This window comes from uncultured Thiodictyon sp., assembly GCA_903837595.1.
Taxonomy (GTDB): Bacteria; Pseudomonadota; Gammaproteobacteria; order Chromatiales; family Chromatiaceae; genus Thiodictyon.
Genome location: CAILVI010000448.1, coordinates 1 through 23,905, shown reverse-complemented (window position 1 = coordinate 23,905; position 23,905 = coordinate 1). Strand labels below are relative to the sequence as shown.

General features: G+C 65.1%; 26 protein-coding genes. 15 read left to right on the top strand and 11 right to left on the bottom strand.

Annotation, left to right across the window (positions count from 1 at the left end):
• From QZY44_RS26925 to QZY44_RS26910, 4 genes are all read left to right on the top strand, one after another.
• Positions 1–526: TRAP transporter large permease subunit (locus QZY44_RS26925; RefSeq protein ID WP_295455359.1), on the top strand; the 526-nt coding region annotated here is incomplete at its 5' end.
• 57 nt (positions 527–583) lie between these two features.
• A complete protein-coding gene (locus QZY44_RS26920; protein WP_295455358.1) occupies positions 584–2,029 on the top strand; it encodes a UDP-N-acetylmuramoyl-L-alanyl-D-glutamate--2,6-diaminopimelate ligase in 1,446 nt (481 codons plus the stop codon).
• Complete coding sequence (locus QZY44_RS26915; protein WP_295455356.1) at positions 2,026–3,219, top strand: dicarboxylate/amino acid:cation symporter; 1,194 nt, start codon at positions 2,026–2,028, stop codon at positions 3,217–3,219. Before QZY44_RS26920 ends, QZY44_RS26915 begins: the two co-directional genes overlap by 4 nt.
• A gap of 68 nt (positions 3,220–3,287) precedes the next feature.
• Positions 3,288–3,746, top strand: a complete 459-nt coding sequence (locus QZY44_RS26910; RefSeq protein WP_295455354.1) for a hypothetical protein — start codon at positions 3,288–3,290, stop codon at positions 3,744–3,746.
• A gap of 323 nt (positions 3,747–4,069) precedes the next feature.
• On the opposite strand, the gene QZY44_RS26905 is transcribed toward QZY44_RS26910, so the two are convergent.
• Together QZY44_RS26905 and QZY44_RS26900 are read right to left on the bottom strand one after the other, a co-directional pair.
• Positions 4,070–5,500, bottom strand: a complete 1,431-nt coding sequence (locus tag QZY44_RS26905) for a radical SAM protein (RefSeq protein ID WP_295455351.1) — start codon at positions 5,498–5,500, stop codon at positions 4,070–4,072.
• Positions 5,501–5,781: 281 nt separating this feature from the next.
• Positions 5,782–7,266: a VWA domain-containing protein gene (locus tag QZY44_RS26900; RefSeq protein ID WP_295455349.1), complete on the bottom strand. Its 1,485-nt coding sequence runs from the start codon at positions 7,264–7,266 to the stop codon at positions 5,782–5,784.
• A 377-nt stretch (positions 7,267–7,643) separates the two neighbouring features.
• Here QZY44_RS26900 and QZY44_RS26895 point away from each other — a divergent pair, with 377 nt between their 5' ends.
• From QZY44_RS26895 to QZY44_RS26845, 11 genes are all read left to right on the top strand, one after another.
• Positions 7,644–7,820: a hypothetical protein gene (locus tag QZY44_RS26895; RefSeq protein ID WP_295455347.1), complete on the top strand. Its 177-nt coding sequence runs from the start codon at positions 7,644–7,646 to the stop codon at positions 7,818–7,820.
• A gap of 161 nt (positions 7,821–7,981) precedes the next feature.
• Positions 7,982–8,290: a hypothetical protein gene (locus tag QZY44_RS26890; RefSeq protein WP_295455361.1), complete on the top strand. Its 309-nt coding sequence runs from the start codon at positions 7,982–7,984 to the stop codon at positions 8,288–8,290.
• Positions 8,188–8,628 (top strand): M23 family metallopeptidase, encoded by a 441-nt coding sequence (locus QZY44_RS26885; RefSeq protein WP_295455360.1) that lies wholly within the window; start codon positions 8,188–8,190, stop codon positions 8,626–8,628. The genes QZY44_RS26890 and QZY44_RS26885 overlap by 103 nt, the downstream gene beginning before the upstream one ends.
• 272 nt (positions 8,629–8,900) lie before the next feature.
• Positions 8,901–10,679 carry a hypothetical protein gene (locus QZY44_RS26880; protein ID WP_295455345.1) on the top strand — a complete coding sequence of 593 codons (1,779 nt, stop codon included), beginning with the start codon at positions 8,901–8,903 and terminating at the stop codon, positions 10,677–10,679.
• Between the two features lie 78 nt (positions 10,680–10,757).
• Positions 10,758–11,669 (top strand): DUF2272 domain-containing protein, encoded by a 912-nt coding sequence (locus QZY44_RS26875; protein WP_295455343.1) that lies wholly within the window; start codon positions 10,758–10,760, stop codon positions 11,667–11,669.
• 3 nt (positions 11,670–11,672) lie between these two features.
• On the top strand, positions 11,673–12,668 hold the full coding sequence (locus QZY44_RS26870) for an efflux RND transporter periplasmic adaptor subunit (RefSeq protein ID WP_295455341.1): 996 nt from the start codon (positions 11,673–11,675) through the stop codon (positions 12,666–12,668).
• 27 nt (positions 12,669–12,695) lie between these two features.
• Entirely contained in the window at positions 12,696–13,157 is a 462-nt protein-coding gene (locus tag QZY44_RS26865; protein ID WP_295455340.1) for a hypothetical protein, read from the top strand.
• Positions 13,158–13,164: 7 nt separating this feature from the next.
• A complete protein-coding gene (locus QZY44_RS26860) occupies positions 13,165–13,740 on the top strand; it encodes a hypothetical protein (protein WP_295455338.1) in 576 nt (191 codons plus the stop codon).
• A gap of 51 nt (positions 13,741–13,791) precedes the next feature.
• Positions 13,792–14,163 (top strand): ATP-binding cassette domain-containing protein, encoded by a 372-nt coding sequence (locus tag QZY44_RS26855; protein WP_295455336.1) that lies wholly within the window; start codon positions 13,792–13,794, stop codon positions 14,161–14,163.
• 14 nt (positions 14,164–14,177) lie between these two features.
• Positions 14,178–15,518 (top strand): ATP-binding cassette domain-containing protein, encoded by a 1,341-nt coding sequence (locus QZY44_RS26850; protein ID WP_295455334.1) that lies wholly within the window; start codon positions 14,178–14,180, stop codon positions 15,516–15,518.
• Positions 15,515–16,144, top strand: coding sequence for a CatB-related O-acetyltransferase (locus tag QZY44_RS26845; protein ID WP_295455332.1), 630 nt, complete (start codon positions 15,515–15,517; stop codon positions 16,142–16,144). Before QZY44_RS26850 ends, QZY44_RS26845 begins: the two co-directional genes overlap by 4 nt.
• Before the next feature lie 44 nt (positions 16,145–16,188).
• Here QZY44_RS26845 and QZY44_RS26840 read toward each other — a convergent pair whose 3' ends face one another.
• From QZY44_RS26840 to QZY44_RS26800, 9 genes are all read right to left on the bottom strand, one after another.
• Positions 16,189–16,410 (bottom strand): hypothetical protein, encoded by a 222-nt coding sequence (locus tag QZY44_RS26840; RefSeq protein WP_295455330.1) that lies wholly within the window; start codon positions 16,408–16,410, stop codon positions 16,189–16,191.
• Between the two features lie 191 nt (positions 16,411–16,601).
• Positions 16,602–17,570, bottom strand: coding sequence for a tol-pal system protein YbgF (ybgF, locus tag QZY44_RS26835; RefSeq protein WP_295455328.1), 969 nt, complete (start codon positions 17,568–17,570; stop codon positions 16,602–16,604).
• Between the two features lie 73 nt (positions 17,571–17,643).
• Positions 17,644–18,210: a peptidoglycan-associated lipoprotein Pal gene (gene pal / locus QZY44_RS26830; RefSeq protein WP_295455326.1), complete on the bottom strand. Its 567-nt coding sequence runs from the start codon at positions 18,208–18,210 to the stop codon at positions 17,644–17,646.
• A gap of 2 nt (positions 18,211–18,212) precedes the next feature.
• Positions 18,213–19,526, bottom strand: a complete 1,314-nt coding sequence (gene tolB, locus QZY44_RS26825) for a Tol-Pal system beta propeller repeat protein TolB (RefSeq protein ID WP_295455324.1) — start codon at positions 19,524–19,526, stop codon at positions 18,213–18,215.
• A gap of 359 nt (positions 19,527–19,885) precedes the next feature.
• Positions 19,886–21,052, bottom strand: a complete 1,167-nt coding sequence (gene tolA / locus QZY44_RS26820) for a cell envelope integrity protein TolA (protein WP_295455322.1) — start codon at positions 21,050–21,052, stop codon at positions 19,886–19,888.
• Positions 21,053–21,054: 2 nt separating this feature from the next.
• Entirely contained in the window at positions 21,055–21,498 is a 444-nt protein-coding gene (gene tolR, locus QZY44_RS26815; RefSeq protein ID WP_295455319.1) for a protein TolR, read from the bottom strand.
• 18 nt (positions 21,499–21,516) lie between these two features.
• Positions 21,517–22,191, bottom strand: a complete 675-nt coding sequence (gene tolQ / locus QZY44_RS26810) for a protein TolQ (protein ID WP_295455317.1) — start codon at positions 22,189–22,191, stop codon at positions 21,517–21,519.
• A gap of 334 nt (positions 22,192–22,525) precedes the next feature.
• The gene (gene ruvB, locus QZY44_RS26805) at positions 22,526–23,599 is read right to left on the bottom strand and encodes a Holliday junction branch migration DNA helicase RuvB (protein WP_295455315.1); all 1,074 of its coding nucleotides are present in this window, start codon (positions 23,597–23,599) and stop codon (positions 22,526–22,528) included.
• Positions 23,600–23,695: 96 nt separating this feature from the next.
• Entirely contained in the window at positions 23,696–23,830 is a 135-nt protein-coding gene (locus QZY44_RS26800; protein ID WP_295455313.1) for a hypothetical protein, read from the bottom strand.
• Positions 23,831–23,905: the final 75 nt, after the last annotated feature.

Sequence of the window (23,905 nt, the reverse complement as noted above, 5' to 3'; positions counted from 1 at the left end):
CTTCGTCTATAAGGACATGAGCCTCAAGGATGTGCCGCGGGTGCTGCTGAACTCGGCGAACATGAGCGCCATGCTGCTCTACATCATCACCAACGCGGTGATGTTCTCCTTCATCCTGACCAACGAGAACATCCCGCAGACGCTCGCCGACTGGATGCTGGCGCAAGGGCTGGGGCCGATCGCCTTCCTGCTGGCGGTCAATGTTCTGCTGCTCCTGGCGGGCAACTTCATGGAGCCCACGTCGATTGTGCTCATCTTCGCGCCGATCCTCTTTCCGGTGGCGATCAAGCTGGGGATCAATCCCGTCCACTTCGGGATCATCATGGTGGTGAACATGGAGGTCGGCATGTGCCATCCGCCGGTGGGGCTCAACCTGTACGTGGCATCCGGGATCACCAAGATGGGTATCACCGAGTTGACCGTCGCGGTCTGGCCCTGGCTGCTGGGGATGCTCGCTTTCCTGCTGCTGGTCACCTATTGGCCCGGGCTTTCGATCGCATTCCCGACCTGGCTGGGTATGATGTAGCAACCGCTGAGCGGCCATGATGATTCGCGCATAACCCTTCTTTTCAGGCCGCTGCCCATGCCGTCCGATCCGCTCTCACACCTGCTTGCAACCATCGACTTCGCCTGGCGGCATGAGCCGCCGGGCGGGCCGGTACTCACCGATATCCAGTGGCGCGCGGATGCCTGCGGCCCTGGCTCTATCCTGTTCTTCCAGCGCTTTGAGGATGGACGCAGCGATGCCGAGGTCTTCGAGCGCTATCTGGCGGCCAGTGGATTCGCGGTGCTGGTCACCAACCGGATGCTCGACTGCTTTGATCGGCTGCCGTTCAAGTGCATCTATGTGACCCGCCCCGGTGAATGGCCCAAGGTGGTGGGGCGCTGCTGTGACCTGGTCTATCCGTTACCGGCCGGGGCACTGAACTTTATCGGCGTCACCGGGACCAACGGCAAGACCACTACCGTCAAGTACCTCGAGTCGATCCTCGCCGCCAATGGGCAACGGGTGCTGTCAGTCGGCACCCTAGGGGTGTCGCTCGACGGGCAGCCGCTCGCCACGACCGGTTTCACCTCACCGCCCCAGATCGAACTGCGCCGGTTGCTGCACGCGCATCAGGACCAGTGTGATGTCGTGGCGATGGAGATCAGCAGCCACGCACTGGACCAGGGCCGCGCCTACGGCCTTCCGCTGATGAGCGCTGGGTGGACCAATTTCACCCAGGACCATCTGGACTATCACGGGGGCGAGGCCGCCTATTTTGCCGCCAAGGCACGCATCCTGGACCTGATCCAGGACGGCGGCCGGCTCTACTGCACCAGTCACTCGGTGGCGGCCCGTCTGGCGGCCCAGTGCGAACCGCGGGTACCGATCGAGATCTTGGGCGCCGCCTCCCTGGGGGCTGAGGCGATTCGGGCCCAGCCCTTCCTGGCACTCGAACACAACCGTTTGAATTACGCCCTGGCGACCGCCCTGGCGGATGGGGTGCTGGGCCCGGGCCCGCGCGAAGACTGGCGGCATTTGCACCCGGTCGACGGGCGTTTCGAATGCCGGACCTTCGGTACCCGGACCATCGTCATCGACTTCGCCCACACCCCGGACGCACTGGATACTATCCTCACGGCGATCCGCAGCGGGTTTCCCGGGCACCGTGTGCTGACCCTGTTCGGTTGCGGGGGTGACCGTGATCACGGCAAGCGTCCGCTGATGGGGGAGGCGGTGGCGCGTCACTCCGACCACGCCATCGTGACCTCCGACAATCCCCGCCACGAGGACCCGGAGCAGATCATCGCTGACATCCTCGCCGGGATGCCGAAGGAGGGCACGGAGGTGGTGGTGGATCGCCCGCAGGCCGTCGCGCGACTCTTCGACCTGCTCGCCGAACGTCCGGCGGACGAACCCTGGGTCGCGTTGATCGCCGGCAAGGGTCACGAGCGCTATATCGATCGTAATGACCGCAAGGTCTATTACAGCGACCAGGATGAGGTGGAGCTCAATGTGCGGCGGCTAGGGTGGTCTTCTCAATGATCCTACGCCACTTCTATTCGGTTCCCGTCGGCCTCCTGCTCGGCATCGCGCTCGCCCTGCTGTTCCCGCAGGGCGCGCCTTATGTCGCCTGGCTGGGGCAGATCTTTGTCTCGGTGCTGAAGCTGCTGATCCTGCCGCTGATCCTGGTCTCCATCTTTGCCTCACTGGCCGGCAGTACGGACCTGCGGCAAATGGGCGGGCGGGCGATGACCTATTACCTCGTGACCACCTCGGTGGCAGCGACCTTGGGGACCTCCCTCGGCCTTCTCTTCTCCCATGATCTGCCGGTCGGACTGCTCGATCTCCCGCCGGTGTCACCTAACGCGGCGGCGATCAGCGTCGACCGGTTGGTCGCGAACTTCATCCCCAGCAACCTGTTCGTTTCGCTGTCGGCGGGAAACGTGCTCCATATCGTCTTCATCGCGGTGGTGGCGGCGTTGGCCTCGCGGCGTATCGCCGCCAGCCACCGGACGACCCTGCTGGGTGGTGCCCATGCCCTGGACGCGCTACTGATGCAGACCTTGAACGGCGTCCTGCTATTCGCCCCCGTGGGTGTCGGTGCCCTGGTCTATGCGGGGCTGGCCGAGATGGATTGGGCGGGGGTCTTTCAACTGCGCGCCTTCGTGTGGGCAGTGGGGCTGGCGGCGCTCCTGCACTCGGTGGTGCTCCTGCCCGGCCTCTACCGCGTGCGTGCCCGGTGCTCACCGTGGACCTTCGCGGCCGCCTGCCGGGTGCCGCTCTTGACGGCACTCTCTACCGCCTCCAGCACGGCTACTTTGCCCGTCTCCATGCGTGCGCTGGAGGCGTTCGGGATCAGTGAGCGGGTCGCGAGCTTCAGTCTGCCCCTGGGGGCGAGCCTGAACATGGACGGTTCCTGTCTCTACCAATCCGTCCTGCTGATCTTCATGTCGCAGCTGGCCGGCGCGGACCTGAGTCCGCTCCAGGCCGTCTATATCGTCCTGCTCACCATGGCCTCTTCCGCCGGCACCGCCGGCATCCCCGGTGGGGGTATCGCCATGATGGCCTTCATGCTCAACCTGTTGGGTCTTCCCCAAACCTATCTGGCACTCTATCTGGTCGTGGACCGCTTCTTCGACTACCCCATCACCGCCATCAATGTCTGGGGTGACTTGGTGGTGGCAGCCATTGTCGATCGTGAACTGCGGCGCGACGAAAGGGGTGCCGCTTAGTCTTCATGAGTGCGAAGTTACTGTGGTGTATGTCCTGGCGCCATGCCTAAGGCTACCGAGAGGTGTACATGGTCGTACAGGTCGCACAGGTGCGAGATGTGTACATGGTCGTGCAGCTCGTACAGCTACTGGTGCAGTTATTCGTACAGCCGCTCGTGCAGCTACCCGTGCAGCTACCCGTGCAGCTTGTACAGTTCGTGCAGCCACTCGTACAGCTCGTGCAGCTATTCGTGCAGCTGCTTGTGCAGCCGGCCGTGCAGCCGGCCGTGCAGCTGGTCGTGCAGTTGATGCAGCTGGCCGTGCAGCTGGCCGTGCAGTTGATACAGCTGGCCGTGCAGCTAATGCAGCTGGCCGTGCAGCCGATACAACCATGCGTGCAGTTGGTGACGGTACCTGTGCAGGTCTTGCAGCCGCTCGTGCAATTCGTGCAGGCCGTTGTGCAGCCACCGGTGCAGGTCGTGCAACCACCAGTGCAGCCCGTGCAACTACCGACGCAGCCACTCATGCAACTACCCGGAGAAATGTAGATGTTGGTGCAGCCGATGCGAAGCGTGTCGCCGGCGCGTTGCGTGTCGTCGTTTGCACCATGCTCTGCACGCTTGCCTGCCAATTCGTCGGCGGCACTTTGCGTCAATCGATCGATCGCCGCGGCGGCCCCGGTGTGCTGAGCGCCGACCCGCGCTTGGGCCGCCCCACCGCCATATAATGAGACCGCCGCGATCACGCCCCACATCACCATCGCCCGAGTCTGCTGGTCCCCAGCCGCGCCGGCGCTCGGCCGTAGTGTCTGTGGCGGCGGCGCATCAGGCGCGTTATCGGTTGGGTTCTTCATCGTGCTCTCCTTCAGTCCTTAAGACGCCTCAGATGGGTTCGACCATGCCACTTTCGCCTGCTCCCACAGCAATTCAGTCAACACGGTCTTGCTGGTAGCGCACACGACGTCTTGCGTATAGCGCCGGATGGCGGGCGTGGCCTGCGGATTACCGGCGATGATGAACTTTCCCACCGGGCAGCCGCCGCCGCAGAGCTGACGAAAGTCGCAGTCGGCGCATTCCGGCCGGGTGGGGCGCCCAGCAATTTCCTGCATTTCCGCCATCACCGACGGGCGCGGAAAATCGTTGCGAGTCAAGTCGCCAAGCGTAAAGCGCTCAATGCCGACCAGATAGATGCAGGAGAAAATCCGGCCGTCGGCAGTAACGACCGGCGTATTGCCCAAGGGTGCCCCGCAGGCGACGCCTGAGCGGTAATCCGGCCGCAACCGCGAGAGGTACTCGCTGAACGGAAACAGGGCGCTGACCGGCCAGATCCGTTCGCGATAGACTTGTCGCAGGCCCTGCGCATACAGCGCCGGGTCCGGGCACAATTCCAACGGCATGATCCATTCGTCGGAGTCGACGGCATTCAAGGGCACGAAGGCGCTGCCCGTACCCCCCAACGCCTTGTGCGTTTGGGTTACCTCAAGGAGTCGATGGTGGTTGTGGCTGGTCACGGTGGCCCGCAATCCGACCTCCAACCCCGCGTCACGCAAGCGGGCGATGTGGTCTGCGCTCTTGCGAAAGCTGCTGCCGTGCCGGCCGCTGCTTTTCAACGGCCGAATCCGGTCGTGCAGGTCCGCGGGTCCGTCGATGTCCACCAGGAAGGTGATCGCGTGGCGACGGGCCAGCGCGATCAAATCATCCGGAAACAGGGTGAGATTAGTCGTGAAATGGTAGGTGAAGGTCTGGCCGGGATGCGCAGGTTTCAATTCTTCCTCGCAGTAGCGGATGACCTCTTTGGCCAACGGCCAGTTCAGCAGTGGCTCACCCCCGAAAAAGACGACCTCCATCCTGCCGTTGACGGCGATCGACTCAGCGATCGTGCGTAAGGCGTCGCGGGCCACCGCGGCCGACATGACGAGGGTCGGCGCCTCATGATAGGTGCTTTGTCCATCAAGGCAGTACAGGCAGGCCTGATTGCAGGCGTGTGTGAGCAGCAGATAAAGGCTTCTGGCCGACGCGAGTCCACCGGCGGATTGGCAATGACAGGGACCCGGGGCTGGCGTGGGCGGCGCAATGGGGACAATCAGGCTGTGCGCGAGGAAAAAATCGAACAGGTGGGGCGGACAAATATCCCCCAGATTTCTGGTCAGGCGACCCATCTCGCGCAATGTTCGCAAGAGCGCCAGTGCCTCTTCGCCGCCCCGCGGAAAGAAGACCGGGTTGACCTGCCCGGGATTGAAAAGGATGTGTTCACCTGCCCGCTCCAGCGCAGCAAGAGCGTCGGCGACTCTGAAATGATCCATCGTTTCACTACTTGCCCGTGCCGTGTTCCAATGAGAGACGTTGCCGCGGCCATCGGTCACGCGTCCTCACCTATTTGGGGGAAATATGCACTGCGACGCGGGAGGTGTCAAGCGCGTGGGTGGGGGGCTCGCCGGTTTGTGCATCGCGCCAACCAGCCTCCATTTTCTCTGCCAGGCGCCCGATGGAGCCGACCGTGCGCTCTGGCCTCCCGTGGGGCTTTGGGGCGCTGGCGTTGTCAGGCGGCAGTCCGTTGCGAACGGTCGGGGTGGGAGATCGGAGGTTAGAACTCGCCGCTGCGCTCGACCACCCTGCCTGCCTCAATGACGATGCCGGGAAAGTGCGCGACCGGGTTGGCCGCGTCGTCCATGTTCTTGATGTCCAAGTCATACGTCCCCGCGGGGAGTTTGATGGTCTCGCCGTCATCGCCGATGGGGTTGGAGGCGACGCTTTGCCGTTCTTCGTCTCCGGTCGATCCGGCCTTGAAGACATCGTACCAGCCGCCGACGGGCTTGCCGCCTTTGCGGACCTTGACCCTGAGACTGCCGCCGGAGAACTCGGCGATCTGCTGCACCGTCTTGCCGGCCTTGATGACAATGCCCGGGAATTTCAGGAGCGGGTTACCGGCGTCCTCGTAATCCGTGATCTCCAGGTCATAGCTGCCCGGGAGCAGCTTGATGGTCTCGCCCTCATCGCCGATAGGGTTTGCTGCGACGCTCTCGCGCTCCTCGGCATCCGCGGGTGCTGACTTGAAGACCTGATAAGCGGCGCCGGCCGGGCGGCCATTGCGCAGTGCCTTGACCTTGAGATTGCCGCCGGAGAAGTCCGCTATCTTCTCGACAACCTTGCCGGCTTCGACGTGGATGGCGCTGAAGGTCTGGGCAGGATTGCCGGCATCCTCCTGGTTGGTGATCTTCAGGTCATAGACGCCAGGGGCGAGTTTGATGGTTTCGCCGTCATCGCCGATGGGATTGGAGGCTAGGCTTTCTTTATCGGTGTCTAAGTCTTGGCCGGACTTGAAGACTTGGTAATAGGCGCCGACCGGCTTGCCGTTGCGCAGGGCCGTGACCTTGAGTCGGCCGCCGGAGTCCGTGGTGGGGGCAGCGATCCTTTTCGCCGCGCTCGCCAATTCACCGGCGTTCTTGGCCGTGAAATAGGTTCCACCGCCAGCGGCGGCGATACAGGCGAGTTGCGCCTTTTCTTTTTCGGCGACATCGAAGCCGACGACGTGCATCACGAACTTGATGCCGGACGCCTTCAGTTCCTTGACCAGGGCGCAGGGGTCGCCATTGCAGGTCTCCTCGCCATCGCTCACCAGGACGATGGTGGTCGCGTCCTCCCGGGTCTTGAGGCCCTCCGCAACCATCCGCACAGAATCGGTAATCGGGGTCTTGCCCTTGGGGGCGAGTGCCTGGAGCTTGGCGGTGAGTGTCTTCTTGTCGAGTGGCCCCAAGGTGGCCAACTCTTCCACGTCCTGGCAATCATCCTTCTGGCGATGTCCATAGGCCACCAGACCGACCTGGGTCCCCGCGGGGAGGTCCGCGATGAGGTCGGTGAGTACCGTCTTGGCGATCTGGATCTTCGGCTGGCCCTGGACCTTGGCGCTCATGCTTCCCGAGGCGTCGAGGATGAAGACCAGGTTGCCCCCGGGGTCGGTCGCTGACCAGGCCGGGCGGGGGGCGAGTGCCTGGGTCAAGACCAGCAGGGCCGTGCAGAAAAACACTCCCAGGGTGGGGCGATGCGTGCGGGTTGAGGGATGCGATGGCATGAATCGGATCTCCGCGGTGAAGGTGAGTCCATTGTAGGAAAAAATCGCGGTCTCCTCGACGCGCGATCACCAGCGGGGCTGGCCACAGGTGCGTTCTCGTGTCGGTTCGCGGGGTCGATTGGGCGATTATCTGTCTCCGACCTCGCGCCTCGCCATCGCCATGGTCTCCCTCCCCCCTCGTGGGGGAGGGTCGGGGCGGGGGGCATTGCCCGGCATCGGTCCGGGGTCCCGGGCACTGCTTGGGTGAGGTCAGCGCTTCAATTCGCACCAATAGCCGCAGCCCACCCCCTTCCCAACCGCGTGAATTGACAATCTTCGGTCACGTGCCGGAAACTCGAGCCTGACCCACGTTCCCCGAGTGTCAAGGAGCAACGACCGTGAACGACGTATTCGCCGACTACCCCGTGATCGGCCGCCGCTCGGCCGAGGAAAAGGCCCGCATCCTGAGGGATCTGGGCGACGAGACCGGCGCCGACGCGTTGCTCGCCTCACTGCCCGCCGCGCAGACCAAGGCCATCCTGGGGGTGAACAAGAACGTCCTTCAAATCCCATAACGGAGTATTTTATATGTCGATCATCAGTATTCGCGGGGTCACAACTTCTTTGATGCTTCTCAGCATTAATTCGCTTCCGGCCGGAAATTTGTTGTATCCAACAAGTTGTAAACCGAACGATGCCCTCTGTTCCATTATTGGCTACCCTGATATTGACGGCGATGGCAAAGCGTTTGACTGTACGCCTCCAGGATACACTGGCCATCAAGGTACCGATATTGGTCTCAGCGGCTGGGCTGCTATGGATAGCGGTGTTTCGGTGGTGGCTGCGGCTGATGGTGTTGTGCTGTGGACGTTTGACGGAAAATACGACAGGTGTCCCAATTCCAGCGAGCCGGATTGCCAAGCGCCGCCTACTGGTTGGTTCGTGGCAGGACAGTCAAATGGCTATCGAGTTTGTACCGATATTGGGCCATACTGCGGTATTGGCTCTGGTAATTGCTTTTGGTGCTTTGATGGTGGAAATGTAGTTGTTATCAAGCACCCTGGAAACGGTGAAGTTTTTGCCACGCGATACGATCACCTAAAGCGAGGATCAATCCTGGTCAGGCCGGGAGACCTCGTCAGTATGGGGCAAAAGATTGCTGAAGCAGGTAGCGCTGGTCACTCCACAGGTCCCCACCTGCATTTTGAAGTATGGAGTACAGGCTTTTACCAGCTAGGCGATCCATGGATGGGTAACTGTGGTCCTAATTATACCAATTCATTATGGAAATACAGCCCCCCTTGGAACGCTCCCAGCCCCGCACCACAAACGTGTGGGCCTTGTCTGCCTAGCCGCAGCGGATGGCGAGCAATCTTGCGGTAACCGCATTCCCGGAAAAAGGGCCAGCAAGACTGTCAATTGCGGCGGAATGAGGGTTCCGCCAGGGTATGCGCACGCAGGCGTCACGAATTCCTCTGGGTACAACGCCTCGTTTCCGTAGCTGACGCCGGCTACCGGAGCTCGAGGTTACCGGTCACGGCCGGGGGGCTGCCAGAATAAGCCCAGTGTCTTAGGGTTTGCCGCAAGGCCCGGTCGCCACGCTGGCCCGTCCGGGATACACTCGCGCAACTTTGACCTGGGTTCCCGTGAGTCCGATGCTATCGCGCACCTCTTTGCCTGTACTGCTGGTCCTGGCCCTGTCGCTGGCCGGGGCCCTGCTGCCGTCTGCGGCCAGTGCCGCTGCCGCTTGTCACCAGGACGGTGCGGCCAGCGTGTGGACCGCCCCGTTGCGGCCCAAGCCCGGGGAACCCCTGGATATCATGGCGGTGGCGACCGACGGCGCCCTGGACCAGGTGCAGGTCACTGATGGTGCCGGGCAGCGCTCGACCTTGCGCACCACCAGCACCGGCGGGCCGCCCTGGGGGCTCGCGGGCAGCGTGAGCTGGACCCGGGCCGGGACTTACCGGATCGAGGCCCTACGGGGCGGGCGGGTCGCGGCCTGTGCCGAGGTCCAGGTCGGGGGTGGCGAGGGGCGGCGCAGCAGCGGCGAGTGGGATCTGGCGACGACCGCCTTCTTCTCGGCCTGGGTCGAGCGCCTGTTCGACGCCCCGCCCGATCAGTCGCTGAGCTTTGACTCACTCACCCCGGTGTTACGCAATCCGCAGCGCAATTTTCTGTTCAATTTCCTGGGCGCGGGGGAGGACCGGCAACTCACCGCTGAGCCGGATTGCGCTGATCTTCCCTATTACTTGCGCGCCTATTTCGCCTGGAAGCTCGGCCTGCCGATCGCCTACCGTCCATGCAGCCGCGGCAGTCGCACCAGCGCGCCGCGCTGCCAGGGGTCGCAGCTCGACAGCGCCTTCGTCGGGTCGCCGGCGTCGGCAGCCGAGTTCCGGGGGGTGAGCCGGCACATCATGGACGTGATCCATTCGGGTAGTGGACGCACCGACCTGCGCGACGAGTCCACCGACATCTATCCCGTGGCCTTGCAGCGCGCGACCCTCTGGCCCGGGACCATCTATGCAGACCCCTATGGTCACGTCATGGTGCTGGTGAAGTGGATTGCCCAGCGCCCCGGCGAGCCCGGGCTGTTGCTTGCGGTCGACGCCCAGCCGGACAACTCAGTGGCGCGCAAGCGCTTCTGGGAGGGGACCTTCCTGTTCGCCGATACCCCCAGTGCCGGACCCGGCTTCAAGGCGTTTCGCCCCCTGGTGCGCAGCGGTGGTGGACTGCGCCTGCTGTCCAACAGTGCGCTCGGCTCCGGCACCGGCCTGCCGCCGTTTTCCTTGGAGCAGCAGGGGCTCGCGCCCGCGGACTTTTATGCCCGCATGGAACGAGCGATCAACCCCCAGGGGCTGGATCCTGAGGCCGCCCATGGGGCCACCCTGGAGGCCCTGATGGAGCAGCTCAAGACGCGGGTGGACTCGGTGGCCAAGGGTGAGGCCTACATGCGCGCCCACCCGGGGACCACCATCCCCATGCCCAGCGGTCCGGCCATCTTCGAGACGGTCGGTCCCTGGGAGGACTTTGCGACCCCGTCGCGCGACATGCGTCTGCTGATTGCACTCAACGTGTTGGAGGGGCTGCCGGCACGCATCCGCCGCTATCCCGATCTCTATGTACTGCGCGGTGAGCGCCCGGCCGAGGCCGCCGCGCGAATCGAACAACTCCAGGCGCAGCGCCTGGACCAGCAGGCCGTCAGCTACACCCGCACCGACGGCAGTGCGCAGCGCCTGAGCCTGCGCGACATCTATGCCCGCCGCGCGGGGCTTGAGATGGCCTACAATCCCAACGATTGTATCGAGCGGCGCTGGGGGGCCTCCCCGAGCACGGCCGATTACGCCACCTGCCACCGCCAAGCGAGCTTAGAGCAGCGTGCCCGGATGGAGGACTACCGACCCTGGTTCCATGAGGCGCGGCGGCCACCGCGCTAGCGCCCTGTGGGCACGGCCGCCAGCCCTGCGGGGTCTGTCCGACCCACCACCCCCAGCGATTCTCAAGGAGTTGTTTTCGTGCCGATTCAATCCGCCGCCCCGGCCTGGCCGAGCTTTGCCGTGAAAGTCGCGCCGGGAGCGCGCTCCACTTCCCCCTCCCCTAATGGGGGAGGGCCGGGGAGGGGAACGGCCAAGGTGCCCGCCGCTTTCATCTTGCGGGGCGGCGCGGGCGCCATGGCCGTTGCCGCGAGCCTGGTCCTGTGCTGCACCCTCGTGGGTTGCGCAAGCACCCCCCCTGCCTCCCAACCCGGCGCCCGCTTGACCTGGGGGGGAGTCCCAATCGGTTCGCCGCCGACGCCGGCCCCGGGCCTCAAGCGGGCGATGATCAACCGCGCGCTCGGCGAGTGGGACTATTTCGGCCGTCAGACCGTGGTCTTCCACGGAGCCGACGAGAGCATCCCCCACGTCGGCGCCTGGGAGGACGACGACGCGATCCACAGCGACCGGGTCAGCACCTATTGGCGCACGGTCGGCAAACCCGGACTCACCGGCATGGACTGTCGGCAGCCCTGGTCCGCCGCCTTTATCAGTTGGGTGATGCAGGGGGTGGGCGTGCCCGAATACCAGTTCCGCCCGGCCACCGCCCATTCGGTCTATCTCGCCAGTCTCATCGACGAGGCCGTGTTTGCGGGGCGCTTTTTTATCCCGCGGCGGGTGATCGACTACAGTCCCGAGCCGGGCGACCTGATCTGCGCGCCGCGCGGGGGGGCTCACCCTTCCGGCTTCGATGGCTACACCCGTGCGTCGATGCTCGAGGGTGTCAACACCCACTGCGACCTGGTGGTCGCCAAGTCCGGTCAGACGCTTGAGGTGGTCGGTGGCAATGTCCGCAACTCGGTGTCCAAGACCAGCGTGGAACTGGACGGCGCGGGCCACTTGCGGGCGACGCCGCGCCGGCCCTGGTTCCTGATCATGCAGAATCGCTTGTAGCCGATGAAGAAGCCGCTGATCCTGCTCCTGGTGCTTGGCCTGGGTGCGGGCGGCTGGTGGTTCTACCGCGCGTCGCACCGCGGGGGGGGCTTGGAGGCGGGGCGACTCACACTCTATGGCAACATCGACGTGCGTCTGGTCAACCTGGCCTTCGAGGTGAGCGGGCGGATCGCGGAGTTGCCGGTCGCCGAGGGTGCGCGGGTGGCGCCGGCGCAGGTGTTGGGTCGGCTCGATGACCAACGGTTGGTTCAGGCGCGCGACCTCGCCCGCGCCCAAGTGGATGCCCAGCGTGCCGAACTCGGCAAGCGCATTGCGGGCATCCGCCCGCAGGAGCTTGCCAAACTGCGGGCGGACCTTGCGGCGGCGCGCGCCGAGTCGGTCAACGCCGCCCACCGCGCCGAGCGTGCCCAGGAGATGTTGAAACGCAAGCTGGGTTCCCCGCAGGATGCCGAAGACGCGACCGCCTTTGCTAAGGCCGCCGCGGCCGCCCAACTTGCCGGCCTGGAGTCGGCACTCGCGAGTGCACAAGTTAACCTTGATTACGCGACCCTGGTCGCCCCGGTCGGGGGTATTGTCCAGAATCGCTTCCTGGAGGTCGGTGACATGGCCTCATCCGACCGACCCGTCTATACGATCGCGATCACCGAGCCACTGTGGGCGCGGCTCTATCTGGCTGAACCTGACCTGGGGTGGGTCAAGCCGGGCCAGCCAGCGCGTGTGATGAGCGACAGCTTCCCGGGTAAGTCCTACCCAGGGTGGGTCGGCTATATCGCCCCCAGTGCGGAATTCACCCCCAAGCAGGTCCAGACCACCGAATTGCGGGCGGACTTGGTCTATCAGGCGCGGGTCTATGTCTGCAACCCGGCGGGCGAGTTGCGCCAGGGGATGCCGGTGACGGTGGTGCTCGACCTGCGCGCCGCACCGCTGGGGCAACCAGGCTGTGCACCCGGGGCCGACGCGCCGACCCAATCCGGCGTGACTGCGCTGACCCATGGTTGAGAACAGAAAATGCGAAATAATACACTTATGCGTTTTTCACCACTCGTCTTGACGGTGGCGTTGCTGGTCCCTGGTGGCGTCTCTGCCCAATGCGGCGCACGTGACGAGGTGGCGCAGCAGAGCTGCAGGACGGTGCAGGCCAAGGCACTCCCGGCCGATCTGCGGAGCTATCTGGCTAAGTCCGGGTGCGATGTGAAAGGGGGCAGCAATTACGATGAAGGCTACGCGGTCGATCTGAATGCCGACGGCAAGCTGGAGTACGCCTATTGCTGCTCTTCGGCCCCGCACGGCCCCTGTGGAATGAAGGTGTTCGCGAGCTCAGCCGGCAAATGGAGTGCGCTGTCCGAGGAGGTCTATTTTTCCGCGGATACCGCGATACCGTGCGACGGTTTCGTGCCCTTGGCCACCAGGACCGCCGGCTACAACGATGTGTGCGTCGGTGGCGGCGATACGATCCTAAAGTTCACCGGCGGAAAATACGTTGAGTAATGGCGTCATGAAGAAATTCCTCGTCTTCCTCTTTCTGCTCGTGCCATGTTTGGCGGTGATGGCACAAAGCGAAGTCACACTCGATCCGGCCCAACAAAAGGCCCTGAATGTCTTTTTCAGTAATTTTTCCGAGGCCGACCTCAGGAGTTTCACGCCGCAGACCTTGAGCGATGCCACCTTGCTTGAGTTCGCACTAGCGCACAACCTGATCAACCGGCTCAAATCCCTGCAAAAGAGCAAGGACGGCTATTCAGTCATTATTACCAGCGAACAGGTCGATCGTGCGGCCGAGAAATATTTCGGCAAGCGGCTGACGCACCACCGCAGTTCGACCTATACCCAGCCATTGGCCGACGGTGAGGCCTATACCTTCTCGCAGGTCAGAAGCCTGGCCGACCTGGGTGGACACACCTATCTCGCCAACGGCGTGATCTATAGCGGGGATACGCCCAATCCGCATGGTACCCCGGCGCAATGGCAGCAGGCCGGTGAAGCGGTGGCGCAGGTCGGCAGCTTCGTCGCCAAGATCAAGTCGGTCGGTGAGCGCTACGTTCTCATCGAATACAAAGTGATTGCCAAATAGGGCCTGGATCATTCCCGGGCACACTCGCTCGCTTGCCTGGACCTGACGGCGATGTCTGATGCACCCCTGCGGGCACTGGGTCTCGGCAAGACCTTTGGCGCCGGGGACCGTCGGCTGACCGCCCTGGCGGACGTGACTCTGAGCCTGAGTCCCGGGGTGGTGACCGGTCTCATCGGGCCGGACGGGGCCGGCAAGACGACCTTCATGCGCCTGACCGCCGGGCTCTTGGTCCCTGACACAGGGCGGATCAAGGTCCTGGGCCTGGATGCGACCAGCGGTGCACTGGCGGTGCAGTCGCGTATCGGCTACATGCCTCAACGCTTCGGCCTTTACGAGGACTTGAGCGTCCAGGAAAACCTGGACCTCTATGCCGACTCCAAGGCTTGCCGCCCCCCGAGCGAGCGGCGCGCTACGCGCAGTTGATGGAGATGACCGGCTTGAGCCCCTTCGTTCACCGCCTGGCGGGCCAGCTCTCAGGGGGTATGAAGCAGAAGCGGGGGCTCGCCTGCACCCTGGTGAAGCCGCCGCGGCTGTTGCTGCTGGACGAACCGACGGTGGGGGTCGATCCAGTATCGCGTCGGGAACTCTGGGCCATCGTCTACCGGCTGGTGGCGCAGGAGTCCATGAGCGTGCTGCTCTCCACCGCCTATCTGGACGAGGCGGAGCGCTGTGCCGAGGTCATCCTGATGCACCAGGGGCGGGTGGTGGATCAGGGGGCGCCGGAACACTTCAGTGCGCCGCTCGCTGGCCGGACCTTTCGCGTGACCGGCGCGGCCGCGTCCCGACGCCGACTCCAGTGCGCGCTGGCACTGCGCCCCGAGGTGCTGGATGCGGTGCTCCAAGGGGAATCGGTGCGGGTGGTCTTGCGGGAGGGGGCGCGGCTCGATTGTGACGCATTGGCCCAAACCGTCGATGAACCGGTCCGCTGTGAACCGGTCCCGCCGCGCTTTGAGGATGCCTTCGTCGCCCTGCTCCTGGGCGACCGGGCGGCGGTGGCGCTGCCCCAGGGGCGTGTCACCCCGGGTTTTGCCGGCGATGCCATCCAGGTCAAGGGGCTGTGCCGCCGCTTTGGCGGCTTCCGCGCGGTGCAGGACTTGAGCTTCGCCGTCCACCCCGGCGAGGTGTTCGGTCTGCTCGGGGCCAACGGGGCCGGCAAGACGACTACCTTCCGCATACTCTGCGGCCTGCTGGCCCCCTCCAGCGGGGAGGTGCGGGTGGCGGGGGTGGACCTGCGACGCTCCGCCGCCCAGGCGCGCGGGCGCATCGGCTACATGGCGCAGCGCTTTTCGCTCTATGCCAACCTCTCGGCGCGACAGAATCTCGCCTTCTTCGCCCGTGCCTATGGCCTGCAGCGCCAGCACGCCGCGCAGCGGATCGATTGGGCACTGGAGGCCTTTGAACTGAAGGACCTGGCGGGGGTGGAGAGCGGCACCCTGCCGCTGGGCTACAAGCAGCGTCTGGCCATGGCGGCGGCCCTGATGCACGAGCCGGACATCCTGTTCCTGGACGAGCCCACCTCCGGCGTCGACCCGCTGGCCAGGCGCGCGTTCTGGGCAGGCATCAATGCCCTGGCCCAGGGCGGGGTGACGGTGCTGGTCACTACCCATTTCATGGAAGAGGCCGAGTATTGCGACCGTCTGGCCATCATGGCGGGCGGGGAGGTCCTGGCCATCGGTACGCCGGCGCAGATCAAGGCCCAGGCCGCACGGTCCGGGGAGCCGGAGCCAGATATGGAGGAGGCGTTTATCGCCTTAATTCAGGAACGGGGTTCAGTATGAGCAATTGGATCAAGCGTAGGATCGGAAAGATTCAGCGGCGTTTGCACTCGGGGCGGGAATGTACGCTGGCGCAACGCTACCCGCAATACCAGATCGGTCGTGGCACCTATGGCGATCTTTCGGTATCTGCATTTGGATCGGCGGCCACTCTGCGGATCGGTAACTTCACCTCGATCGCGGCGGGAGTCAGGGTGTTCCTGGGGGGCGAGCATCGCCTGGATTGGGTGACCACCTTCCCCTTCAGTGCGTTGTGGGAGTCGGCGGGATGCTATACCGGTCATCCCCGCACCAAGGGCGATGTCATCATCGGCGCCGATGTCTGGATCGGCGCCGAGGCGCTCATTACCTCGGGCGTCACCATCGGCGATGGTGCGGTGATCGGGGCGCGCGCCGTGGTGTCGCGTGATGTCGCCCCCTATACGGTGGTGGCCGGCAATCCGGCGGCGGTCGTGAAAGTGCGCTTCGATGAGCAGACGGTGAAACGTCTGCTCGCGCTAAAATGGTGGGACTGGTCAGATAGCGAGATTGAGCGTGCCCTGCCGGAATTGCTCAACAATCACATCAAGGCCTTCCTGGAGAAGGCCGAAGCCGGCGCTTATCGGACTAGCCAACCGTCGACCGCCTAAGCGTTGCGCGAGGATTGCGTGAGGCGTCCGCGGGGTTGGTTGGCTTAGTCCGGGATCGTCTTAGCCCGGTTTGCAAAATAGCGTTGCCTCGGCCTTTCTGCGTCGCACCAAGCCGGCGAGCCCATGGTTGTTGTATTTGCCGAATTGTTCTGCAATCCAGGTTGCGTCATTCCACTTCCAATGGGTAATGGGTCAGGATAGGCATTCGCGCGAAAGCCTTCAAGCTCTTTAACAAATTCGATAGCGGCGGCGGGGATGGTATTCATCTGCGATGACCTCACGAATATGACCGAGTTGAAGCTTGGGCTGACGATCGGTCTAAAGCGGCGCGCGCCTGTCGACGCTGCGAGTCAGCACGAGGTCGGTGGCGTGCGCTCGCTCTTAAGGCCGGTTGTCAGCCGGCCTTCAGAATTTGTAATTGAGCCTGCCCCCTTATTCTGTCGCCAACTCCATGTTGCTACGGGTTGCGGCGCGGTGCCATGGTACTGGTGTGGGGTATTGGCGCAGCGTAGCTTGCGGGCTCCTTGCGCTCCGGTCCAAGCTTCTCCAGCCGGCTTTGGGCGAGCCGCGCCTCTGGGGTGCCCGCGAATTTGGCGATGACCTGTCGGTAGGCGTTGCGCGCCTGCTCGCGGGCGTCCTGCTCGGACTGGATGTCACCGATCTTGAGCAGCGCCGAGGCAATCCTGGAACTGCCGGGGTTCAATTGCACCAGCCGATCGAATTCGGCCAGGGCCGCCGGGTAGTTGCGCTGGGCATAATAGGTCTCGGCCAGCCAGTAGCGGGCATTGTCGGTGAACTGGCCCTGCGGATAGCGACGCAGCAGTTCGTTGAAGGCGGTCACGGCATCCGGGTACTTGCGCTGCTTCAGCAGCTCGAAGGCGTCGCGGTAGGCGTCGCGTTCATTGCCGCCGGTGGTCTCCGGGCTGGGCAGGGAGGGGATGCCGACGGCCCCGGGGGACGAGGGGGTGGGGGCGCTGATGGGTGGCGGTGTCGGGTTGCCCACCGGCGGCTTCAGATCCTTGCCGCTCGCATCGATGGCACTGTTCGGGTGGGCGGGCGCTGCCGTGCCTTCAGTGCCGCTTGCGGGTGTCCCGGGCGCCGCGGGCGCTGCGCCGGCCGGGGCGTCCAGGCCCTTGCCGGTGCCCAGGCGGGAGTCGATGTCCAGGTATTGGTCGCGCAGTTGCCGCTGGAGCTTCTGGATCTCGAACTGCTGGGTTTCCACCAGGCCACGCAATTCCTGCATCTCTTGCTGGAGTTGCTGCATCTGCAACTGCTGCCCGGAGGCGCTCTGATTGTCGATGATGCGTTCGATACGCGCCACCCGGTTCTCGATGAGTGGATCGGTGGCGGTGGCCGCGTTGGCAGGGCTGCCGTTCGCCGCCCCGAGGGCCGCGATCAGTAATACGATGGAGCGTGTGTTGTTCATCTAGCTGTCGTCATGAAGTCTTGTTTGGATTCATTGGCGGTCGATTCCCCTTGCTGCATCCGTGCCGGGCGCCTCAGTACTGAATGATCACCCGCCGACTGAGCCGCCATGCGTTCTCGCTGTGCCCGGGTTCGGCGGGCTTTTCCTCGCCATAGCTCAAGGTGGCCATCTGGCCCGTGGTCACGCCCTCGGCGAGCATGAGCTTGCGCACCGATTCGGCGCGCTGGTCGCCCAGGGCCAGGTTGTATTCCCGGGTACCGCGCTCGTCGGTATTGCCCTCCAGGGTCACGCGCTGAGCGGGGGTCGTGCCCAGGTAGGCGGAATGGGTGCGGATCACGTCCAGGTACTGCGGCTTGATCTCGGCGCTGTCATAGTCGAAATAGATGGTGCGCTGGTAGAGCGGGTTGGACGGGTCCTCCCAGGGGCCGCGATAGGTCGGCCGCGGTGTCTCGGTGCTCGCCGTCGGGACCGTGGTGCGCGGGGCCGCGCTCGGGGTCGGTGGGGGCATGCCGGTCAGTGGTGCGGTTTCTTGCGGCATCTCGGCGCAGCCGGTCAGCCACAGGCTCAAGACCAGGCAGGGGCCGAGCCGCCCGGCGGCGGTGCGGACCGGGCACATCAGGGTCGGTATCACGGGGGGCATCCTCATTTCATCGTCGGTGACCAGGCGGGCTCGCGCACTTCGCCCGAGTCCTGGGAGATCCGCTGGCTGCCGCCGCCCTCGACCGCGGCGGTCGCGAGCACCCCGCGCCCGTTCTGCACGGTGGCATAAATGACCATGCTGCCGTTCGGCGCGAAACTTGGCGACTCGTCCAGGCCGCCGTCACTTAAGACCTTGCGCAGGCCGCGCGCCAGGTCCTGGACGACGATCCGGAACTGGCCGTTGACCCGGGTCACCATGGTGATGGACTTGCCATCCGGGGAGTAAGAGGCGCGGGCGTTGTAGTCGCCCTCACCGCTCACCCGCGCGGCCGGCCCGCCCGCGGTGGACATCCGGTAGATCTGGGGGCTACCGCCGCGGTCAGAGGTAAAGATCAGGTCGTTGCCGTCCGGTGACCAGGAGGGCTCGGTGTCGATGGCGAAGTGGTCGGTCAGTTGGGTCAGCTCACGGGTCTGGAGGTTCAGCACATAGATGTTGGCGTTGCCGTCCTTCGACAGGGTCATGGCCAGTCGCTGGCCGTCCGGTGAAAAGGCCGGTGAGCTGTTGATGCCCGGGTAACTGGCGACCAGGTCGCGGCGCCCGCTGGTCAGGTCCTGAACATAGATGGCAGCACGTCGGTTCTCGAACGAGACATAGGCGAGCTGGCGCCCGTCCTTAGCCCAGGCGGGGGACATGATCGGCTCATTGGACGAGACGATGGTCTGGGGGTTACTGCCGTCCGCGTCGGCCACCCGCAGCGTCACCGTCTGGCCCTCGCCATGCCCGCTGGCGGTGATGTAGGCGATGCGGCTAGAGGCGACCCCGGGTTGACCGGTGAGTTTTTCGTAGACCTGGTCGGCGACGCGGTGGGCGGTGAGGCGCAGCCCCCCGGACGTGGTGCTGAGGCTGGAGGAGGCGATCTCTTTGCCCCCGACGACATCGAAGAGGGTGTAGCTCACGCGGTAGCCGCTGCCCTCCTGCTCCACCCGCCCGATCACCAGGCTGTTCATCTTCAGCAGGCTCCAGTCGCGCAGGTCCACCTCGGCCGCGGTGCTGGGCATGGCCATCATGTCGCGGGTGGGCAGGGCGCGGAATTTGCCGGTGCGCACCAGGTCCGCGCCGATCACGGCGGCGACATCCTCCTTGGGGATCAGGCCCTCCGAGACCCCGAACGGCACCACCGCGATCGGCTGGGCGGCCTCGACCCCGCCGGTCACCTCGATCGTGAGCCGTGCCTGGGTCGTCCCGGGGACGATCAAGGATGCCGTCGCCGCGAGCGTGAGGGTGGCAATGAGCCTGAGTAGCTTGCCTGTGGTCATGGGGCTGTGGTCTCCCGGATCAGCACTAGCGATGTTCGTCCATTGTGCCAGAATCGAAGACCGTGGCGGTCGGCTGGTTAATAGGACAAGATTAACCCTGGAAAGGGCAGTTATCACGCCAAGGCGCCAAGCTCGCCAAGAAATACAATAAGATAAACCATGCATCCAGATCACCCGTCGGGTGAGTGGCCCAACGCAGCTAACACACTGAAAAACTTTGGCGAGCTTGGCGCCTTGGCTTGAGCAATTGTCGGCCTCAGGTTAACCGGAATTTCCAGGATAACCGGGGCGGCAGGCAAGCCAGGTTACTATCCTGTAAATCTTGCGAAATCCTGTTAATCCTGTCCATTGCGACCGCATCAGGGCGTGAACTTGAGGTTGAATTCCCGGAAGCGCTCGAAGGCTGGACCGGATGGGATCGGGATCGGGGAGGCATTGTAAACGGCCGCAATCACCGATTGGTCGAAGGCCGCATTGCCGCTGCCCTGCACCACGCCCACCGAATTGGGTACCACCTCCCCACCCGGGATCAGCCGCAGTGAGACGACCGTGACCAGTTCGCCGGCCAGGGCCGGGGGGCGGACCCAGAACTCGCGGACCTTGTCCCTGATCACGGGGATGTAGCGGTCCACCTCACGGGCGATCTCCTGGGAGGATGATCTCGACTGGTCGTCGGCCTCACGGGCGCGTTGGGCCTCCGCCAGCGTCAGGCGCTGACGGTCCTCCTGCTCCATCTGGCGCGACTCCTCCTCGATGCGCTGTCTGGACTCCTCTTCCGCCAGGCGGCGCTCCTCCCGCGCGGCCATTTGTTCGGCCTCGGCCTGGATCTGGAGCTCGCGCTGCTGTTCCTGGCGGATCTGCTCGCGCTCCGAGTACATGCGGCGCGCCGCCTCTTCCTCCTGACGCCGAGTCGCCGCGGCCTTGGCCGTGGCCTCCTGCGCCTGGCGGGCCTCGGCCGCCGCCTGTTGCCGGGCCTGGGCCTCGGCCTGGCGCCGCGCCTGGGCTTCGGCCTTGGCCTGGGCCGCCGCTTGGCGGCGGGCCTCCTCGGCGGCCTGGCGCTGGGCGGCGAGTTCGGCGGCTTGGCGCGTCGCCGTCTCGGTCTCGCGACGTGCTTGGGCCTCCGCTTCGCGCTGGGCTGCGTCGGCGGCGGCCTGGCGCTGGTCTTCCTGGGTCTGGGCCGCGCGCTGCGCCTCGGCCTGACGCTCTGCCTCCAGTTTCGCCGCTTGTGCCGCCGCCAGCTCGGCCTCGCGCTTGGCCGCGGCGTCGGCGGGTGGGGGTGGCAGAGACTTGGCCTCCTGGCGTTTTTCGTCAGCCGCGCGTCTGCTTTGCTCGGCCTTGAAGCGCGAGACCATCTCCTCCATGGCGCGGTCGCCCACGACGGTCGCCTGTACCACCTTGGGTGCCTGGCCGGCCGCGTTGGGGTCCGGCGCGAAGCGGACGCTGACGAACAGGAGCACCCCGAAGAGCAGGTGCAGCAGCAGTGACCAGTAGAGTGCGCGCCGGTTCCGGCGCAGGACCTGCCACATGGTCAGGGTTCACGGCGCGCCGGCGGGGCGGTGATCAGGCCCACGTTGGGCGCCCCGGCCGCCTGGGCGACCACCATGGCACGCACCACCCGGCCGTAGTTCACCTCGCTGTCCGCCCGAACCAGGACTGGTGTTTCGCGGTTGTTCTCCAGCACGGTGCGGATTCGGTCATAGAGCGTCTTGTCGGTGACTGGCAGGTGCTTGTCTTGCCCGACGTCGAGATAGAAATCGCCGACTTGGTCGATGCTGATGACCACCGAGGCCACCGTCGGGCTCGGAATGCCGCCGGCCCGCGCCTGCGGCAGATTGACCTTGACCCCCTGGGTGATCAGTGGCGCGGTGACCATGAAGATCACCAGCAGCACCAGCATCACGTCGATGTAGGGCACCACGTTGATGTCTGACATGGGCCGGCGGCGGCTGTGACGGCGAGAACGCTTGAGCATGGAGAGTCCCCGGGCGCGTCAGCCGCGGCCCTGGCGCTGCAACAGGGTGGAGAATTCCTCCATGAATTCCTCGTAGCGGTTGTTGAGCCGCTCCACCTGATTGGAGAACCGGTTATAGGCGATGACCGCCGGGATAGCGGCGAAGAGGCCGATCGCGGTGGCGACCAGGGCCTCGGAGATGCCGGGGGCCACCAGCGCGAGGGTCGCCTGGTCGACGTTACCCAGGGCGTGGAAGGCGTGCATAATGCCCCAGACGGTGCCGAAGAGTCCCACGTAGGGGCTGGTGGAACCCACGGTGGCGAGGAATGACAGGTTGGCGTCCAGCCGGTCCATCTCCCGGCTGAGCGCCACCCGCATGGAGCGCTCGGCGCCCTGCAGGACCGCCATCAGGTCGCTGCCCTCGATCTTGCGCAGCCGCACATAGTCCTTGAAACCAGCGCGGAAGATCGCGGCCAGGCCCAGGTTGCCCTGCGCCTCGTCGCTCAGTTCTTTGTAGAGTGCGCTCAAGTCCCCGCCGGACCAGAAACGCTCCTCGAAGGCATTGGCGGCCTTGCGCGCGTTGCCGAGCACGCGGCCCCGGTCGAGGATCAGGGTCCAGGACATGACGGAGGCCAGCACCAAGACCAACAGCACGAGCTGCACTACGAAGCTCGCGTGCATGATCAGGTTCAGCAGCGAAAGGTCGGAACTCATCTGGGTCTCTCTTTAAAGGGGCTCTCGAAGGCGCGCGCAAGGTGATGGGCGCGATGCGCGTGTCCCGTACCGGGCCGCCCGTGGTCCGGCCCTGACAGGGGGCGGAGCTTAACCGGAAATCGCCGGGCGTGGGCAGAAGAAGATGGCCGAGGGTGCGATCAAGAGTGATGTGGTCAGCAAAATCGCCCGTCGTAGGGTGAATAAAGCGCGCGGCATGACGCTGCGGACCGGGCACGGCGCTTGGGCGCGCCGCATCCACCAGGGCCGCTGGTGGATGCGCTGCGCTTATCCACCCTACGAAACCAAATCAGTTTTGCTCGCACCCGAACCGGGGTCACTCCGGCGCGTCCGCGAAAAGGTCGCCGATGACCGGTCCCGGTCCCGCCAGCGGCGCCGACTGGCGCACCGGGACCGGCAGTCCCAGGTGCAGATAGGCGGCCGGGGTCGCCATGCGCCCGCGCGGTGTGCGCATCAGATAACCCTGTTGGATCAGGTAGGGCTCCAGCACGTCCTCAATGGTGCCGCGCTCCTCGCCGATGGCCGCTGCCAGGCTTTCCACCCCCACGGGGCCGCCGTCGAACATCCGAACCACCGCGGCCAGCAGGCGCCGGTCCATGTGGTCGAAGCCCAGCGCGTCCACCTTGAGCATGGCGAGCGCCCGGTCCGCCACCGCGACGGTGATGCGCCCGTCGGCCCGCACCTGGGCGAAGTCGCGCACGCGCCGCAGCAGCCGGTTGGCGATGCGCGGGGTCCCGCGGGCGCGCCGGGCGATCTCCGCCGCGCCCTCCGGGTCAGTGGGGATGGCCAGGATCTCGGCGGAGCGCCGCACGATGGTCGCCAGGTCCTCCGCCGAATAGTATTCCAGACGCTGGACGATGCCGAAGCGGTCGCGCAAGGGCGAGGTCAGCAGCCCCGCGCGCGTGGTGGCCCCCACCAGGGTGAAGGGCGGTAGGTCGAGTTTGATGGAGCGGGCGGCCGGTCCCTCGCCGATCATGATGTCGAGTTGGAAGTCCTCCAAGGCCGGGTACAGGACCTCCTCGACTACCGGGCTCAGGCGGTGGATCTCATCGACGAACAGCACATCACCCGGCTCAAGGTTGGTGAGCAACGCCGCCAGGTCGCCGGGCTTTTCCAGCACCGGCCCCGAGGTCTGGCGCAGATTGACCTGCATCTCGTAGGCGATGATGTGGGCCAGGGTGGTCTTGCCGAGCCCCGGTGGGCCGAAGATCAGCACATGGTCCAGTGCCTCCTTGCGGGCGCGGGCGGCGCCGATGAAGATCTCCATCTGCTCGCTGACCGCTGGCTGGCCGACATAGTCCGCCAGCCGGCGCGGGCGGATCGCCCGGTCGATGGCGCTGTCGTCGCTGGCGGCGAGCGGGCTGATGAGTCGGTCCGGGTCGGTCTGCATGGGGTCTTGGGGGTCCGTGGGGCCTGCATCTTGCGCTCGTGACACCGCTTTGCGGTGTCACGCATGTGTCAGGCGCTCCGCGCCGGGAATGCTGCCTTAGTCAGGGGTTTTCTGGTTGCCTTCGCCCGGCTCTTGCGGCGGTCGCCGCGAACCGCCGAACTGATAAAACACCAGCCAGATCGCCAGGCCGATGAAGGCAAAAAACTCTATTTTTTCAGCGTCGATGGTCATGGCTCGGGCTCCGTGGGGGCTTCAAGGGGCGTCGCGGCCGGGGGCCGCTCCTACGGCGTAGGAGCGGCCCCCAGG